We start from the raw sequence: 16,168 nt of genomic DNA, 5'->3' as shown, positions 1-16,168 counted from the left end.
GCAACACCGGTACCAGGGAGCTGTTTTCCATGAGCGCCGAGTCTTCTGATCTCCGAGGCTCCTCGGATTCCCCCGGTCCTCCCGGCCCATTCACGTACTGGCGGCTGCGCTTTCGGACCTGGCGCGGTACCCGGCCCTTCTGGGCGGGCCTGTTCACGTTGCTCAGCGGGCTGCCGATCGCCTACTTCCCCTACGCGGAAGTGAAGATCGGGGGACTCACCCTGGCGATGGCGACCACGGCCGGCGCCGGGTCGCTGATCATCGGCGTCCTGCTGGTCACGCTCGGTCTGACGATGTGGTTCCACTCGATCGTCAGGGTGTTCGCGGGCGTCGCCACGATCCTGCTGGCGCTGGTGTCGATCCCGGTCTCCAACCTCGGCGGCTTTCTCATCGGCTTCCTGCTCGCCCTGATCGGCGGCGCGCTCTCGATCTCCTGGATGCCCGGCGTACCGGCCGCACCCGGCGCCGAGGGCCGCTCACGGCACGAGGCACCGGGGCCCGACGGCGCCGGTGACCGCCTCCCCTTCCCCGGTTCACGGGACGGGGAGGACCCGAACGTGACGGATACGACGGCACACGCCAACGGCGGGAGGAACAGTGCGGGGTGACGACGCACAGCGCATCGCGGCGGGTGGCGATGGCCCCAGGGTGAGAAAGGGGCCGCGCCACGCGGCCCCGAAGAAGTCCCTTCTGACGAAGTTCCAGATACCCGCCGGCAAGGCGATGGCCCTGGCGGCGATGCCGACGGCCGTCTTCGTGGGGATGGGGCTCACGCCCCGCCTCGCGATGGCGGAGGGCAGCGACGACATCCCCTTCGCGCCGGGCCCCTGCGTGACCCGCTCGGACGAGCCGTCCGCGTCCGCCTCGGAGTCCCCCTCGCCCTCGGCGTCCGCGACGAAGCCCGGCACGGACACGGGGACGGAGCGGCCCGGGGCGACCCCGTCGCCCTCGGCCTCGGAGACCGCACGGCCCGGACCCTCGGAGTCCGGCCAGGGCTCCGGTTCGGGCTCGGGTTCCGGCTCGGGCGACGTGCAGCAGCCCGTCGACCCGGACCCCACGGCCACCTCCACCACCGGCCCGGACCCGACGCCCACCCCCACCCCCACCAAGTCCACCGACCCGCTGGACCCGCTGGGGCTGGGCGACGCGCTGGGCGACCTCCTCGGCGTACCGGACAAGGACGCGACGAGCAGCCCGGCGCCGAGTCCCAGCACCTCCGCCACCGACGCCACCGGCACCACCGGGAAGGGCGACGAGGAGGAGAAGGGCGAGAAGGAGAAGGACGAGGGGAAGAAGGACGAGGGGAAGAAGCCCGCCGGCCGGGACACCCCGGACGACGACGCGGGAACCGAGGACGACCCGGCCGCCGGGAAGACCGAGGACGCGATCAGGGAAGCGGCGCGGAAGGCCGGTGCCGACGTCGAGGAACTCGACGACGACGCCAAAGGGCTCACCGCCCGCGAGGACGAGGACATACCGGAGGGCGCGCAGGGCAAGGAGCCGTACCCCTGCCCGACCGCCGACCCCGACGCCCTCGCCGCGGCCACCGAGGAGCAGGGCCTCCCGCTGCTCCCCGACGACCCCTGGACCCTGCGCAGTTCGCTGCTGACGCTGAACGGCCTCGACTACAAGGGCATCGTCGAAGTACGGACCTACAGCGGCAAGGTCAAGAAGGTCCTCAAGTTCACGGCCTCGTCCGTGGACATCAGGGACCTCGACCAGACCGTCGTCTACCCGCAGGGCCGGACGGCCCATGTGGAGGCGGCCGGCGGCTCCACGTCCACGATCCGCGACGGCCAGGTCACGATGTACACGGAGGAGCTGAAGGGCAACCTCTTCGGCCTGATCCCGATCACCTTCAGCCCGGCGACCCCGCCCCCGCTGAACGTCCCGTTCGCCTTCTTCACCGATGTCACGGTCGTCCAGGCGGGCCAGTTCGGCGGCACCCTGACCGTTCCGGGGCTCCACAACTACATCACCGGCTGACCCCGGGCCCCGCGTCCCGATCCCGCCCCCGCGTCCACGCGGCGGCCCCGCCGGCAGAGCGCCGACGGGGCCACGGGAAGAAGGGTGCGTCAGGCGGCGGCGCCGCCCAGGTGGTGGACGCGGACCATGTTGGTCGTACCGGGGACGCCGGGAGGCGAGCCCGCGGTGATGATCATGGAGTCGCCCGCGCTGTACCGCTGGAGCTTCAGCAGCTCCTCGTCGACCAGGTCGACCATCTCGTCCGTGCTGTTCACCCAGCGGACGATGAAGGACTCCACGCCCCAGCTCAGCGTGAGCTGGTTACGGGTCGACTCGTCCGTCGTGAACGCCAGGATCGGCTGCTCCGCGCGGTAGCGGGAGAGCCGGCGGGCCGTGTCGCCGGACTGGGTGAAGGCGACCAGCGCCTTGCCGCCCAGGAAGTCCGCGATCTCGCACGCCGCACGGGCGACGGAACCGCCCTGCGTACGGGGCTTCTTGCCCGGGACCAGCGGCTGGAGGCCCTTGGAGAGCAACTCCTCCTCCGCCGCGACCACGATCTTCGACATCGTCTTGACCGTCTCGATCGGGTACGCGCCCACCGACGACTCGGCGGAGAGCATGACCGCGTCCGCGCCGTCCAGGATCGCGTTCGCGACGTCGGACGCCTCGGCGCGGGTGGGACGGGAGTTGGTGATCATCGACTCCATCATCTGGGTCGCCACGATCACCGGCTTGGCGTTGCGGCGGCACAGCTCGATGAGGCGCTTCTGCACCATCGGGACCTTTTCGAGCGGGTACTCGACGGCCAGGTCGCCGCGGGCCACCATGACGCTGTCGAAGGCCGCCACGACGGCCTCCATGTTGGCGACCGCCTGGGGCTTCTCGACCTTGGCGATGACGGGGACCCGGCGGCCCTCCTCGTCCATGATCTTGTGGACGTCCAGCACGTCGTGAGCGTCCCGGACGAACGACAGCGCGACCATGTCGCAGCCCATCCGCAGACCGAAGCGCAGGTCCTCGATGTCCTTCTCGGAGAGGGCCGGGACGTTGACCGCCGCGCCGGGCAGGTTGATGCCCTTGTGGTCGGAGATCACACCGCCCTCGATGACGATGGACCTGACCTCGGGGCCCTCGACCTCGACGACCCGCAGCTCGACGTTGCCGTCGTTGATGAGGATCTGGTCGCCCTTGGAGACGTCGCCCGGCAGGCCCTTGTAGGTGGTGCCGCAGATCGACTTGTCGCCGGCGACGTCCTCGGTGGTGATGGTGAACTCGTCACCGCGCACCAGCTCGACCGGTCCCTCGGCGAAGGTCTCCAGGCGGATCTTGGGGCCCTGGAGGTCGACGAGCACGCCGACCGCGCGGCCGGTGTCCTCCGCGGCCTTGCGGACGCGGTGGTACCGCTCCTCGTGCTCCGGGTGGCTCCCGTGGCTCATGTTCAGACGGGCCACATTCATGCCGGCCTCGATGAGCGACTTCAACTGCTCGTACGAGTCGACGGCTGGGCCCAGGGTGCAGACGATTTTGGAACGGCGCATGAGGCGGATCCTATCGGTTTGTTTCGATGCGGAATATTCCGTCTGGTGGAAAGTACAAATGGGCGGGTGTGCGCTCAGTCGATGGGTGTGCGAAGGGTTCAGTTGGCGGACACCCGGTCGCCGTCCGCCCGTCCCACCAGGGCGAAGGTCTGCCGCGCGATCTCCAGCTCTTCGTCGGTCGGCACCACGGCCACCACCACTCCGGCGCCCTCGGGTGAGATGACGCGCGGTTCGTCGGAACGTACGGTATTGCGCTCGGCGTCCACCGCCAGGCCCAGGTTCTCCAGGCCCGCCACCGCAGCTTCCCGCACCGCCGCCGCGTTTTCCCCGACACCCGCCGTGAACGCCACCGCGTCCACCCGGCCGAGTACCGCCGTGTACGCGCCGATGTACTTCTTCAGCCGGTGGATGTAGACGTCGAACGCGAGCCGCGCCCGCTCGTCGCCCTCCTCCACCCTGCGACGGATCTCGCGCATGTCGTTGTCCCCGCAGAGGCCGACCAGACCGCTCTTCTTGTTCAGAAGTTCATCGATCTCGTCGACCGACATGCCCGCCACCCGCTTGAGATGGAACGTGACCGCCGGATCGATGTCCCCGGAGCGCGTCCCCATCACCAGCCCCTCCAGCGGCGTCAGCCCCATCGAGGTGTCCACGCAGCCGCCCCCCTCGACCGCCGAGGCGGAGGCGCCGTTGCCGAGGTGCAGCACGATGACGTTGACCTCGGACGGGTCCTTGCCCAGCAGCTCGGCCGTCCTGCGCGAGACGTACGCGTGCGACGTGCCGTGGAAGCCGTAGCGGCGGATACGGTGCGCGTCCGCCGTCTCCGTGTCGATCGCGTACCGCGCGGCGTGCTCCGGCATCGTCGTGTGGAACGCGGTGTCGAAGACGGCGACCTGCGGCAGGTCGGGGCGGAGCCGCTGGGCGGTGCGGATCCCGGTCAGGTTGGCCGGGTTGTGCAGCGGCGCCACCGGCACCAGCCGCTCGATCTCCGCCAGCACGGCGTCGTCCACGACCGTCGGCGCGCTGAACTTCAGCCCGCCGTGCACCACCCGGTGGCCGATCGCCGCCAGCGCGGGCGAGTCCAGACCGAGCCCGTCCCGCGCCAGCTCCGCGGCGACGGCCTCCAGCGCCGCCGCGTGGTCGGCGATCGGGACCGTGCGCTCGCGCTTCTCGCCGGACCCCAGCGGGGTGTGCACCAGACGGGAACTCTCCTCGCCGATGCGCTCGACCAGCCCCACGGCGAGCCGGGAGCCGTCCGCCATGTCCAGGAGCTGGTACTTCACGGACGAGGAACCGGAGTTGAGGACGAGGACACGGGTGGCGCGGGGAGTCACTGGCTGCTGGCCTTCTGCTGGACGGGCGGGGGACGGGGCGGGGGAGGTGCCGGTACGGGGGCGGGACGCGGTCATACGGGGGCGTCCTGCGCCTGTATCGCGGTGATCGCGACGGTGTTCACGATGTCCTGCACCAGCGCGCCGCGCGACAGGTCGTTGACCGGCTTGCGCAGCCCCTGGAGCACCGGGCCCACGGCCACCGCGCCCGCCGAGCGCTGGACGGCCTTGTAGGTGTTGTTGCCGGTGTTCAGGTCCGGGAAGATCAGCACCGTCGCCTGCCCGGCCACCTCCGAGTCCGGCAGCTTGGTCGCGGCGACGGACGGTTCGACCGCCGCGTCGTACTGGATCGGGCCCTCGATACGCAGCTCGGGCCGGGCCTCGCGCACCAGCTTCGTCGCCTCGCGCACCTTGTCGACGTCCGCGCCGGAGCCCGAGGTGCCCGTCGAGTACGAGAGCATCGCGATCCGCGGCTCGACCCCGAACCGGGCGGCGGTGACGGCGGACTGGACGGCGATGTCCGCGAGCTGCTCCGCGTTCGGGTCCGGGTTGACCGCGCAGTCCCCGTACACCAGCACCTTGTCGGCGAGGCACATGAAGAAGACCGACGAGACGATCGACGCCTCGGGCTTGGTCTTGATGATCTCGAAGGCGGGACGGATCGTCGCCGCCGTCGAGTGGACCGAACCCGAGACCATGCCGTCCGCCAGGCCCTGCTGGACCATGAGCGTGCCGAAGTAGTTCGGGTCGGCCACCACGTCGTACGCCAGCTCCACGGTGACGCCCTTGTGCGCGCGCAGCTCCGCGTACCGCTCCGCGAAGTCCTGGCGCAGGTCGGAGACGGCCGGGTCGATGAGCTGGGTGGCGGAGAGGTCGATGCCGAGGTCGGCGGCCTTCTTGCGCAGCACGTCGACGTCGCCGAGGAGCGTCAGGTCGCACACGTCGCGGCGCAGCAGCACATCGGCGGCGCGCAGCACGCGCTCCTCGGTGCCCTCGGGCAGCACGACCCGGCGGCGCAGGCCGCGCGCCTGCTCCAGCAGATCGTGCTCGAACATCATCGGCGTGACATGGCCGCTGCGGGCCACCGACATCCGCGCCAGCAGATCCCCGGTGTCGACATGCCGTTCGAAGAGGCCGAGCGCGGTCTCCGCCTTGCGGGGGGTCGCCGCGTTCAGCTTGCCCTCCATGCCGAAGAGTTCGGTGGCGGTGGGGAAGGAGCGGCCCGGTACGGAGACCACCGGGGTGCCGGGCGCGAGCCGGGCGGCCAGCGTGAGGACCGTGTCGTCGGGCCGCTCGTCGAGGGTGAGCAGGACGCCCGCGATGGGCGGGGTGCCGGCCGAGTGCGCGGCGAGCGCGCCGACCACCAGATCGGCCCGGTCGCCGGGGGTGACCACCATGCAGCCGGGGGTGAGGGCGCCCAGGAAGTTGGGGAGCATGGCGCCGCCGAAGACGAAGTCCAGCGCGTTCCTCGCCAGCCCGGAGTCGTCGCCGAGCAGGACGGTGCCGCCCAGCGTCTGGGTGATCTGCGCGACGGTCGGTGCGGCGAGCGCGGGCTCGTCGGGCAGGACGTGGCAGGGGACGGGGAGCTGCGCGGCCAGGCCCTCGGCGATGGCGGTGCGGTCCTCGGCGGCGACCCGGTTGACGACGACGGACAGGACGTCGCAGCCGAGCACCTCGTAGGCGCGGTGGGCGTTGCGCGCCTCGGCGCGTACGGACTCGGCGCTCTGGCCCTTGCCGCCGACGACGGCGATCACGGAGGCGCCGAACTCGTTGGCCAGCCGCGCGTTGAGCGACAGTTCGTCGGGGAGCTGGGTGGCCGCGAAGTCCGTGCCCAGGACGAGAACGACCTCGTACCCCCTGGCCACCCCGTGGAAGCGCTCCACGAGCCGTGAGACCAGTTCGTCGGTGCCGCGCTCCGCCTGGAGGGCGGCGGCCTCGTGGTAGTCGAGACCGTAGACGGTGGACGGGTCCTGTGCGAGCCGGTAGCGGGCGCGCAGCAGGTCGAAGAGGCGGTCGGGGCCGTCGTGGACCAGTGGCCGGAAGACCCCCACCCGGTCCACCTGGCGGGTCAGGAGTTCCATGACTCCCAGTTCGACGACCTGGCGGCCGTCCCCGCGATCGGTCCCGGTCACGTACACGCTGCGCGTCACGCGTGCTCTCCCGTTCCTGTTCAGGGTCCGCCCCGCGGCGCGCCGGTCGGGGGATCGTCCCCGTGGCCCGCGGGATGCGTCCCGGTTCGTGTGAAGCACCGGGGGAGTTCGCGCCCCCGGTGTCTGGCGCGTGAATGGCGCGATCCCGTTGGGGTGGCCATGTCCTCTTGACAATACCTCCGGGGATCGTTAATGCGCCCGGGGAAGCCCCGGGGCGTACGGTGGCTACGGGACGGAAGAAAGCCCAGGTGAAAGCGTTTCTGCCGACCTCTGGAGGGGCCTGGGGCGGATACCCCGGTGCCCTCGTGCGAAACGAACAGTGACGCGGTCAACAAGGCGGATGGCCGGTACGTGGCCCCGATCACCCGTGGGAGGATCGGAGGCGCAGGAGGACGCGCCCGAGGACGCGCACGACGACGCGCGCGACGGCGTGCGTCAGGGCGCGCACCGGAGTGCGCACGCAGCGGCGCGCACGAAGGGGTGCGTGCACCAGGCGGGCCCGAGGCGGCACGCGCGGCACCACGAGCGAGCAGGAGACAGAGCACGATGCGTATCGGAGTTCTCACGGCAGGCGGCGACTGCCCCGGCCTGAACGCGGTGATCCGTTCGGTCGTGCACCGCGCCATGACCGGCCACGGCGACGAGGTCATCGGCTTCGAGGACGGGTTCAAGGGGCTGCTCGACGGCCACTACCGGCCCCTCGACCTCAACGAGGTCAGTGGCATCCTCGCGCGCGGCGGCACGATCCTCGGTTCGGCCCGGCTGGAGCGCGGCCGGCTCCGCGAAGCGGCCGAGAACTGTGCCGAGCTGGCCCGCCAGTACGGCATAGACGCCCTCATCCCGATCGGTGGCGAGGGCACGCTGACCGCGGCCCGGCTGCTCTCCGACGCGGGCATGCCGGTCGTCGGCGTACCGAAGACCATCGACAACGACATCCACTCCACGGACCGCACCTTCGGCTTCGACACCGCCGTCACGGTCGCCACGGAGGCCATCGACCGCCTCAAGACCACCGCCGAGTCCCACCAGCGGGTGATGGTCGTCGAGGTCATGGGGCGCCACGCGGGGTGGATCGCGCTGGAGTCCGGGATGGCGGGCGGCGCGCACGGGATCTGTCTGCCGGAGCGGCCCTTCGAGGTCGACAGCCTGGTGAAGATGGTCGAGGAGCGTTTCTCTCGGGGCAAGAAGTTCGCGGTGATCTGTGTCGCCGAGGGCGCGCACCCGGCGGCGGGCTCGATGGAGTACGGCAAGGGCGAGATCGACCAGTTCGGGCACGAGCGGTTCCGCGGGATCGGCAATGTCCTCGCCTCGGAGCTGGAGCGCCGGCTGGGCAAGGAGGCCAGGCCGGTCATCCTGGGCCATGTCCAGCGCGGCGGCACCCCGACGGCGTACGACAGGGTGCTCGCCACCCGGTTCGGCTGGCACGCGGTGGAGGCGGCGCACCGCGGTGAGTTCGGCCGGATGACGGCGCTGCGCGGCACGGCGATCGAGATGGTGCCGCTGGCCGAGGCGGTCACGCAGCTCAAGACGGTGCCGGAGGACCGGATGTTCGAGGCGGAGTCGGTCTTCTAGGGCGGGTTCCGCGGGGCGCGAGGTTCCGGAGAGCGGGTTCCGCGGGGCGCGGGTTCCCAAGGGCACGGGTTCCCAAGGGCGCGGGTTCCGAAGGGCGGGTCAGCCCTTCACCGCGCCGCCGAGGGCGAAGCCGCCGCCCAGCTTGCGTGAGATCAGCAGGTAGAGCGCCAGCACCGGTACCGAGTAGAGCAGGGAGAAGGCCGCGAGCTGCCCGTACAGCACCGATCCGTAGTTGCCGAAGAAGGTGAAGATGGATACGGAGGCGGGCAGTTGCTCCGGGGTGAGCAGCAGCATGAACGGGACGAAGAAGTTCCCCCAGAGCTGGATGAACGTGTAGATCGTCACCACGGTCAGCCCCTGGCCCATCAGCGGCAGCACCACCCGGGTCAGCGTCTGGAGGTTCGACGCCCCGTCCGTCCGCGCGGCCTCCTCCAGCACCACCGGGACACCGTCCATGAAGTTCTTCATCAGCCAGATGGAGAACGGCAGTTGGGAGGTGGCCAGGAACAGCGCGGTGCCGTGCAGGGTGTCGATCAGATCGACCTGCACGAAGAGCCCGTACACCGGCACCATGATCGCGGTGATCGGCAGACAGGTCGTGAACAGGATCGTCAGCAGGAAAGGGCGGTTGAAGCGCGAGCGGTAGCGGGAGAGCGGATACGCGGCGAGCGCCGCGCAGACCACCGTCAGCAGGGTCGCGCTCCCGCAGAGCAGCACGCTGTTGAGCATCGGCGTGAAGGTGATCTCGTCGGTGAGGACCGCGTCGAAGTTCTCCGCCGTCGGCGCGGTGGGCAGGCTCACCCGCAGATCGGCGTCGGTGTCGACGGACGCCAGCACCAGCCAGACCAGGGGCAGCGCGAAGGCCGCCGCCGTCAGCAGCAGGGCCGCGTCGGCGGCCAGCCGGCGCCGGGTACGGGCCGCGAGCGGCGGCCGGCCCGTACGGCGCGCGGGCGCGAGCCCCGTACGCCCCCCGCGCCCGGCACGTGGTGGCCGCATCACACCTCCACCCTCATCAGCCTCAGATAGACCACCGAGAAGAGCGCCCCGACCAGCAGCAGGAGCAGAGCCACCGCCGTGCCGTAGCCGATCAGGCTCTTCAGGAACGCCTGGTCGTACATGAACACCGGCAGGGTCTGGCTGCGGTTGCCGGGGCCGCCGCGCGTCATCGCCCAGATCAGCCCGAAGACGGAGAGCGTGGAGAGGGTGTTGAGCATCAGATTGGTGCCGATGGAGCGCCGGATCATCGGCAGCGTGATGTGCCACAGCCGACGCACCCCGCTCGCGCCGTCGACCTGGGCCGCCTCCGTCACGTCCTGGGGGATCTCGGCGAGCGCCGCCGAGTAGATCAGCATCGAGAACGCCGTGCCGCGCCAGACGTTGGCGAACGACACCGCCAGGATCGGCAGGGTGAACAGCCAGTTCTGGGACGGCAGATGCAGGGTGTCCAAGAGCGCGTTCAGGGTGCCCTCGCGGCGGAAGAACGCGTAGAGCAGGAACGCCGCGACGATCTCGGGCAGCACCCACGCCGTGATCACCAGCGCGCCGGTGACGGTACGGACCGGGCGCGACGCCGCGCGCATCAGCCCCGCGAGCGCCAGCCCCAGGGTGTTCTGGCCCAGGACGGCCGAGACGATCGTGAAGACGAGCGTGAGCAGGACGGCGTTGCGGAACGCGTCGTCCGCGAAGGCCCGGCGGAAGTTCGCGAGCCCCACGAAGTCCGAGGACGACGAGCCCGTCAACTGCGTGTCGGTGAAGGCGATCCACGCGCAGTAGCCGATCGGCCCGGCGAGGAAGAGCAGCAGGAGCACGGTGGCCGGGGCGAGCGGCAGCCACCGCAGCCCGCTCCACCGCCGCCCCTCCCGGGGACCGGGCGGCCGGCCGCCCGCCCGGCCCGGCGCCCCGGCCCGGAGCCCCGCCGTACTCACTCGCCGCTCTCCGCGCCGCCGCCGGCCGTCACCGCGCCGTCCACGATGGTCCGCAACTGTTCGTCGTACGCCTTCGCCGCCTCGGCCGAGGTGGAGTCCCCGGTGGTCACCGACTCCATCGCCTCGCCGATCGCCGTCGACACCTGCGGATAGACGGGCAGCGCGGGCCGGTAGTGGGTGAACTCCACCAGCCCGGTGAAGAACCGGATGCCCGGCATGGACTCCAGATAGCGCGGATCGGCCGCCACGTCCTTCCGTACGGCGATCTGCGCGGCGGCGACATCCCAGGCGACCGCGTTCTCCGCCGTCTGGAGAGTCTTGACGAACTCCCAGGCCAGATCGGGGTTGTTGGCCTTCTGCGGGATCGCCCACGTCCAGCCGCCGGACATCGACACCGCGCCCGGCGCCTGGCCGCGCTGGGTGGGCATCGGCGCCTGCGCCAGCTCCCGCGACCACGCGGGCCACCCCTTCGGCCCTCCGTTGATCCAGTTCTGGCCCATCCAGGAACCGTCCAGCGAGATCGCCAGCTTCCCCTCCGGGAGGAGTTCGGTGGCGACCCGCGTACCGATGTTCGGGTCCAGCGCGTCCGAGACGTCCGGGCCCAGCTTCTCGGCGTACACGGTGCGGACGAAGTCCAGCGCGTCCCGGAACCCCTGGCCGCCCGTCACCCACTTCTTCGCGGCCGGGTCGTAGAGCGGGTCCGCGCCCGTCCCGTACAGCAGCATCTCGAAGCCCTGCATCACCGCGGCCTCGCCGGGGCCCTTGCCCGTGTAGACGTTCAGCGGGACGACGCCGGGGACCTTCTCCTTGACCGTGCGGGCCGCGTCCAGCACTTCCGCCCAGTTCTTCGGCGCCCAGTCGGCGGGCAGCCCGGCCCGCGCGAAGATCTTCTTGTTGAACCAGAGGCCGCGGGTGTCGGTGCCGTCCGGGATGCCGTACGTCTTGCCGTCCTCGGCCTTGGCCGCCGCCTTCGCCGTGTCGACGAACTGGTCCCACGCGTCCCATCGCGCCACGTAGTCGTCCAGCGGACGCAGATACCCCGCCTTGATGTCGGCGTTGATCAGGAAGGTGTCCTCGTAGACCAGGTCCGGGGCGGTCTTCGCGGAGCGCATCATCTGCTGCGCCTTGGTCGCGTAGTCGTTGTCCGGTGCCTGGATCGGGACCAGTTCGACCTTCTTGCCCGGGTGGGCCTTCTCGAACTGCCGCTTCACGTCTTCCAGATGACGGTCCTTGAAGCGGATCTTGTTGTCGGTGGAGCGGTTGTACGCCACCTTCACGGTGTCCGGATCGCTGCCGGAACCACCGCCGCACGCGGTGAGCGAACCGGCCGCGAGGACGGTGGCGAGGACAGAGGCGAGGATGAGCGGGGCGGTGGGGCGCACGGGCACGACCTCCTCATGAGCCACGGCGGGCTGCCCGGCGACCGTAGGACCGGCCCAATCCCAAGGTCAATCCCCGTGCAGGAGGCAGTAGTTGGCTCCCCCCGGCGTGACCCCCGGCGCGATCCCGGTATGACCACCGGCGCGGGGCGGGCCCGGCCGCGCGCTCAGTGGGGCGCGGGCAGCCAGCGGTACTGCAACTCGGGCCGCCCCACCTGTCCGTACTGCGGACTGCGCGCCGCCCGCCCGTTGGTCACCAGATGTTCCAGATAGCGGCGCGCGGTGATCCGCGAGATGCCCACCTCGGTGCCCAGCTCGCTGGCGGTCAGCCCGGTCGCCGACGCGCGCAGCGTCCGGGTCACCGCCTCCAGCGTCGGCGCGCTCAGCCCTTTCGGCAGCGAGGACGGCTGCGGCGCCCGCAGCGCGCCCAGCGCCCGGTCCACCTCCTCCTGGCCGCTGGCCTCGCCCGCCGCCGCGCGGAACTCGGCGTACCGGGTGAGCCGGTCGCGCAGCGTCGCGAAGGTGAAGGGCTTCAGCACGTACTGGACGACACCGAGCGAGACGCCCTCGCGCACCACCGTGAGATCGCGCGCCGAGGTGACCGCGATGACATCCGCGTGGTGCCCGGCGGCGCGCAGGCTGCGCAGCAACTGAAGGCCGTGCCCGTCGGGCAGATACAGGTCGAGCAGGATCAGATCGATCTCGGTGCGGTCCAGCAGCCGTCCCGCCTCCGCGCGCGAGTGGGCGACGCCCGCCACCGCGAAGCCGGGCACCCGGCCCACATAGAGCTGGTGCGCGTCGGCGGCGACCGGGTCGTCCTCGACGACCAGGACCCGGATCGGCGGTCCGGCCGGTCCCGTGGGGGTCGGAGCGCTCACCGGTCCACCTCCGTGGAACCGGACGGGGCACCGGCCGCCGTCCCGTCCGTACGGTCCGGCGACGCGTGTGTACGGTCCGGCGCCCCGTCCGTCCTGCCCGCCGACGTGCGCGCACGGCCCGCCGCCCCGCCCGGACGGTCCGGCCGCGGGCCCAGCGGCAGCCGTACGGTGAACTCCGCGCCGCCCTCCGCGCCGCGCGCCAGCTCCACCGTCCCGCGCGCGCGGTGCACCGCCTGCCGCACCAGACCGAGGCCGAGCCCGCGCCCGGGGCCCCGGGTGGACCAGCCGCGCTGGAACACCTCGTCCCGGTCGTCCGGATCGACCCCCGCCCCGGTGTCCCGTACACCGAGCAGCAGCTCGTCACCGTCCACCAGCGCCGTCACCGTCACCCGCGCGCCCTCGCCGCCCTGCGCCGCGTCCACCGCGTTGTCGATCAGATTGCCCAGGATGGTCACCAGATCACGGGCGGGCAGCGTCGACGGCAGCACCCCGTCGTCGATCCGGCTGTCGTCGGCGAGCACCAGCTCCACGCCCCGCTCGTTCGCCTGCGCCGCCTTGCCCAGCAGCAGCGCGGCGAGCACCGGCTCGGCGACCGCCCCGACGACCTTGTCCGTCAGCTCCTGGGCCAGCTCCAGCTCCGCCGTGGCGAACTCCACCGCCTGCTCCACCCGTCCCAGCTCGATCAGCGACACGACCGTGTGCAGCCGGTTGGCCGCCTCGTGCGCCTGCGAGCGCAGCGCCTGCGTGAATCCGCGCTCCGAGTCCAACTCACCGGACAGCGCCTGGAGTTCCGTGTGATCGCGCAAGGTGATCACCGTACCGCGCTGCTCCCCGCCGACCACCGGGCGCGTATTGACCACGACGATCCGGTCCGCGGTCATGTGCACCTCGTCCACCCGGGGCTCGGAGGCGAGCAGCGCGCCCGTCAGCGGCGCGGGCAGCCCCAGCTCCGCGACGGGGCGGCCCACCGCGGACTCGTCGAGCCCCAGCAGCTCCCGCCCGCCGTCGTTCATCAGCGCGATCCGGCGTCCGCCGTCCAGCATCAGCAGCCCCTCGCGCACCGCGTGCAGCGCGGCCTGGTGGTAGTCGTGCATCGCGCTCAGCTCCGCCGCGTTCATCCCGTGGGTGTGCCGGCGCAGCCGCGCGTTGATCACGTACGTACCGAGTCCGCCGAGCGCCAGCGCCGCCCCCGCCGCCAGCGCCAACACCTTGACCTGCTGCGTCACCTCGCTGGAGATCCGCTGCACGGTGATCCCGACGCTGACCAGACCGGTGATCCGGCCGTCGTCCAGCACCGGCACCACCGCCCGTACGGAGGGGCCGAGCGTGCCCGTGTACGTCTCCGTGAACGTCCTGCCGTGCAGCGCGGGCGCCGTACGGCCCAGGAAGCGCTGGCCGATCTGCCCGGGATCGGGGTGCGTCCAGCGGATGCCCTTCGGGTTCATGATCGTGATGAAGTCGATGCCGGTGTCGTGCCGGACCCGCTCCGCGTACGGCTGGAGCGCGGCGCTCGGATCCGGGGTCCGGATGGCCTCCCGTACCGACGGAGAGTCCGCCAGCGCGTGCGCGGTGGCCAGAACCTGCTTGCGTGCGGTCTCGTCCGCATGGGTACGGCTGGTCACGTAGGCGAAGAACGAGCACCCCACGACGACGGCCGCGACCAGCACGACCTGCATCGCGAAGAGCTGCGCGGCGAGACTGCGGGGGCGGGGCAGATGCATGAAACAAGAATGCCTGGCCTGATTCATATGAACGAAATGAACGTAAGGGTGACCGGTGTCACACGGTGGTGGATAGTCACCGGGACCCCTCGGACAGGGACGGGGGAATCGCAGGGACGAGTCAAGGAGGACCCGTGGCCGCAGCAAAGCGGGACCGTACCCACTTTCTGTACATAGCGGTGATCGCAGCCGTACTGCTCGGCATCACGGTGGGCTTCGCGGCTCCCGGGGTGGCCGTCGAGCTGAAGCCGCTCGGTACCGGCTTCGTCAACCTCATCAAGATGATGATCTCGCCGGTCATTTTCTGCACCATCGTGCTGGGCGTCGGATCCGTCAGGAAGGCCGCCAAGGTCGGCGCCGTCGGCGGACTCGCACTCGGCTACTTCATGCTGATGTCCACCGCCGCGCTCGGCATCGGACTGCTGGTCGGCAACATCCTCCAGCCCGGCGCGGGTCTCCACATCACGGAGGCCAACAAGGGCGCGGGCGCGGCCCAGGCCGAAGGCGCGAGCGAGTCCACCGCGGACTTCCTCCTCAGCATCATCCCGAAGACGATGGTCTCGTCCTTCACCGAGGGCTCGGTCCTCCAGACCCTGCTGATCGCCCTGCTCGCGGGCTTCGCGATCCAGGCGATGGGCAAGTCGGGCGAGCCGATCCTGCGCGGGATCGGGCACATCCAGCGCCTGGTCTTCCGGATCCTCGCCATGATCATGTGGGCCGCTCCGGTCGGTGCCTTCGGCGCCATCGCCGCCGTGGTCGGCGAGACGGGCATCGACGCGCTGAAGTCGCTCGCGATGATCATGATCGGCTTCTACGTCACCTGTGCGCTCTTCGTCTTCCTCGTCCTCGGCGCGCTGCTGCGCCTGGTCGCGGGCATGAACATCTTCTCGCTGCTCAAGTACCTGGGCCGTGAGTTCCTGCTGATCCTCTCCACCTCCTCCTCCGAGTCGGCGCTGCCGCGTCTCATCGCGAAGATGGAGCACCTGGGTGTCAGCAAGCCCGTCGTCGGTATCACCGTGCCGACCGGCTACTCCTTCAACCTCGACGGCACCGCCATCTACCTGACGATGTCCTCGCTCTTCATCGCCGAGGCGATGGGCGACCCGCTGTCGATCGGGGAGCAGGTCTCGCTGCTGCTCTTCATGATCATCGCGTCGAAGGGCGCGGCGGGTGTCACCGGCGCGGGTCTGGCGACCCTGGCCGGCGGACTCCAGTCGCACCGCCCCGAGCTGGTCGACGGCGTCGGCCTGATCGTCGGCATCGACCGCTTCATGAGCGAGGCGCGCGCGATGACGAACTTCGCGGGCAACGCGGTCGCCACCGTACTGATCGGTACGTGGACGAAGGAGATCGACAAGGCCCAGGTCGCCGAGGTCCTGGCGGGCAACCGGCCGTTCGACGAGAAGACGCTCGTGGACGACGGCCACGGTGGCGGCCACGACGACGCGGACGGCGACGGCACGGCCGGGGACGCCGCGTCGAAGGCCCCCGCGCCGCGCGACGGCGAGAAGGCGGGCGTCTGAGACCCGTCCGACAGCGGAACCTCGGCCGGGGGCACCCCCCACTCACCACCGACCCCGGCCGCGCGAAATTCCCGCCCGGTAGGGGAGGCCCTACGTAGCGGGCGGGCGCCTGGTCAACCGTGGGCAACGGGGGGGGGGGCGGGGGGGGCCCCAACCCCCCGCACACTCGGCCGCCGGGCGTCACAA

General features: G+C 71.1%; 12 protein-coding genes. 4 read left to right on the top strand and 8 right to left on the bottom strand.

Going from position 1 to position 16,168, the window contains the following annotated elements; all coding sequences use genetic code 11:
- The first annotated feature begins 29 nt into the window (after positions 1-29).
- Together ACFXPK_RS07660 and ACFXPK_RS07655 are read left to right on the top strand one after the other, a co-directional pair.
- Positions 30-608: a DUF6114 domain-containing protein gene (locus ACFXPK_RS07660; RefSeq protein WP_384992965.1), complete on the top strand. Its 579-nt coding sequence runs from the start codon at positions 30-32 to the stop codon at positions 606-608.
- Positions 598-1,986 (top strand): hypothetical protein, encoded by a 1,389-nt coding sequence (locus ACFXPK_RS07655; RefSeq protein ID WP_385072760.1) that lies wholly within the window; start codon positions 598-600, stop codon positions 1,984-1,986. The genes ACFXPK_RS07660 and ACFXPK_RS07655 overlap by 11 nt, the downstream gene beginning before the upstream one ends.
- Before the next feature lie 89 nt (positions 1,987-2,075).
- Here ACFXPK_RS07655 and pyk read toward each other — a convergent pair whose 3' ends face one another.
- The 3 genes from pyk to pta form a co-directional block, all read right to left on the bottom strand.
- Positions 2,076-3,503 (bottom strand): pyruvate kinase, encoded by a 1,428-nt coding sequence (pyk, locus tag ACFXPK_RS07650; RefSeq protein WP_384992961.1) that lies wholly within the window; start codon positions 3,501-3,503, stop codon positions 2,076-2,078.
- Positions 3,504-3,601: 98 nt separating this feature from the next.
- On the bottom strand, positions 3,602-4,837 hold the full coding sequence (locus ACFXPK_RS07645) for an acetate kinase (RefSeq protein WP_385072800.1): 1,236 nt from the start codon (positions 4,835-4,837) through the stop codon (positions 3,602-3,604).
- Between the two features lie 71 nt (positions 4,838-4,908).
- Positions 4,909-6,984, bottom strand: a complete 2,076-nt coding sequence (gene pta / locus ACFXPK_RS07640) for a phosphate acetyltransferase (protein ID WP_385072757.1) — start codon at positions 6,982-6,984, stop codon at positions 4,909-4,911.
- Between the two features lie 546 nt (positions 6,985-7,530).
- Here pta and ACFXPK_RS07635 point away from each other — a divergent pair.
- Complete coding sequence (locus ACFXPK_RS07635; RefSeq protein ID WP_384992954.1) at positions 7,531-8,556, top strand: ATP-dependent 6-phosphofructokinase; 1,026 nt, start codon at positions 7,531-7,533, stop codon at positions 8,554-8,556.
- Positions 8,557-8,655: 99 nt separating this feature from the next.
- Here ACFXPK_RS07635 and ACFXPK_RS07630 read toward each other — a convergent pair whose 3' ends face one another.
- The 5 genes from ACFXPK_RS07630 to ACFXPK_RS07610 form a co-directional block, all read right to left on the bottom strand.
- Positions 8,656-9,552 carry a carbohydrate ABC transporter permease gene (locus tag ACFXPK_RS07630; RefSeq protein ID WP_384992952.1) on the bottom strand — a complete coding sequence of 299 codons (897 nt, stop codon included), beginning with the start codon at positions 9,550-9,552 and terminating at the stop codon, positions 8,656-8,658.
- Positions 9,552-10,394, bottom strand: a complete 843-nt coding sequence (locus ACFXPK_RS07625) for a carbohydrate ABC transporter permease (protein WP_385072798.1) — start codon at positions 10,392-10,394, stop codon at positions 9,552-9,554. The genes ACFXPK_RS07630 and ACFXPK_RS07625 overlap by 1 nt, the downstream gene beginning before the upstream one ends.
- 83 nt (positions 10,395-10,477) lie before the next feature.
- Complete coding sequence (locus ACFXPK_RS07620; protein ID WP_385072752.1) at positions 10,478-11,863, bottom strand: ABC transporter substrate-binding protein; 1,386 nt, start codon at positions 11,861-11,863, stop codon at positions 10,478-10,480.
- Positions 11,864-12,027: 164 nt separating this feature from the next.
- Positions 12,028-12,738 carry a response regulator gene (locus tag ACFXPK_RS07615; RefSeq protein ID WP_385072750.1) on the bottom strand — a complete coding sequence of 237 codons (711 nt, stop codon included), beginning with the start codon at positions 12,736-12,738 and terminating at the stop codon, positions 12,028-12,030.
- Positions 12,735-14,459, bottom strand: a complete 1,725-nt coding sequence (locus tag ACFXPK_RS07610; RefSeq protein ID WP_385072747.1) for an ATP-binding protein — start codon at positions 14,457-14,459, stop codon at positions 12,735-12,737. Before ACFXPK_RS07610 ends, ACFXPK_RS07615 begins: the two co-directional genes overlap by 4 nt.
- Positions 14,460-14,593: 134 nt before the next feature.
- Here ACFXPK_RS07610 and ACFXPK_RS07605 point away from each other — a divergent pair, with 134 nt between their 5' ends.
- A complete protein-coding gene (locus ACFXPK_RS07605) occupies positions 14,594-15,982 on the top strand; it encodes a cation:dicarboxylate symporter family transporter (protein ID WP_384992941.1) in 1,389 nt (462 codons plus the stop codon).
- Positions 15,983-16,168: the final 186 nt, after the last annotated feature.

The sequence above is a fragment of the Streptomyces sp. NPDC059142 genome, from assembly GCF_042755665.1.
Taxonomy (GTDB): domain Bacteria; phylum Actinomycetota; class Actinomycetes; order Streptomycetales; family Streptomycetaceae; genus Streptomyces.
The sequence above is the reverse complement of the archived record's forward strand: the minus strand, read 5'-3'. Positions and strand labels throughout refer to the sequence as shown.

What these genes read in the sequence shown, in the direction of transcription:
- ACFXPK_RS07635 (WP_384992954.1), top strand. Translation starts at nt 7,531, where the DNA reads ATGCGTATCGGAGTTCTCACGGCAGGCGGCGACTGCCCCGGCCTGAAC.
- ACFXPK_RS07610 (WP_385072747.1), bottom strand. Translation starts at nt 14,459, where the DNA reads ATGCATCTGCCCCGCCCCCGCAGTCTCGCCGCGCAGCTCTTCGCGATG.
- pyk (WP_384992961.1), bottom strand. Translation starts at nt 3,503, where the DNA reads ATGCGCCGTTCCAAAATCGTCTGCACCCTGGGCCCAGCCGTCGACTCG.
- ACFXPK_RS07660 (WP_384992965.1), top strand. Translation starts at nt 30, where the DNA reads ATGAGCGCCGAGTCTTCTGATCTCCGAGGCTCCTCGGATTCCCCCGGT.
- ACFXPK_RS07630 (WP_384992952.1), bottom strand. Translation starts at nt 9,552, where the DNA reads ATGCGGCCACCACGTGCCGGGCGCGGGGGGCGTACGGGGCTCGCGCCC.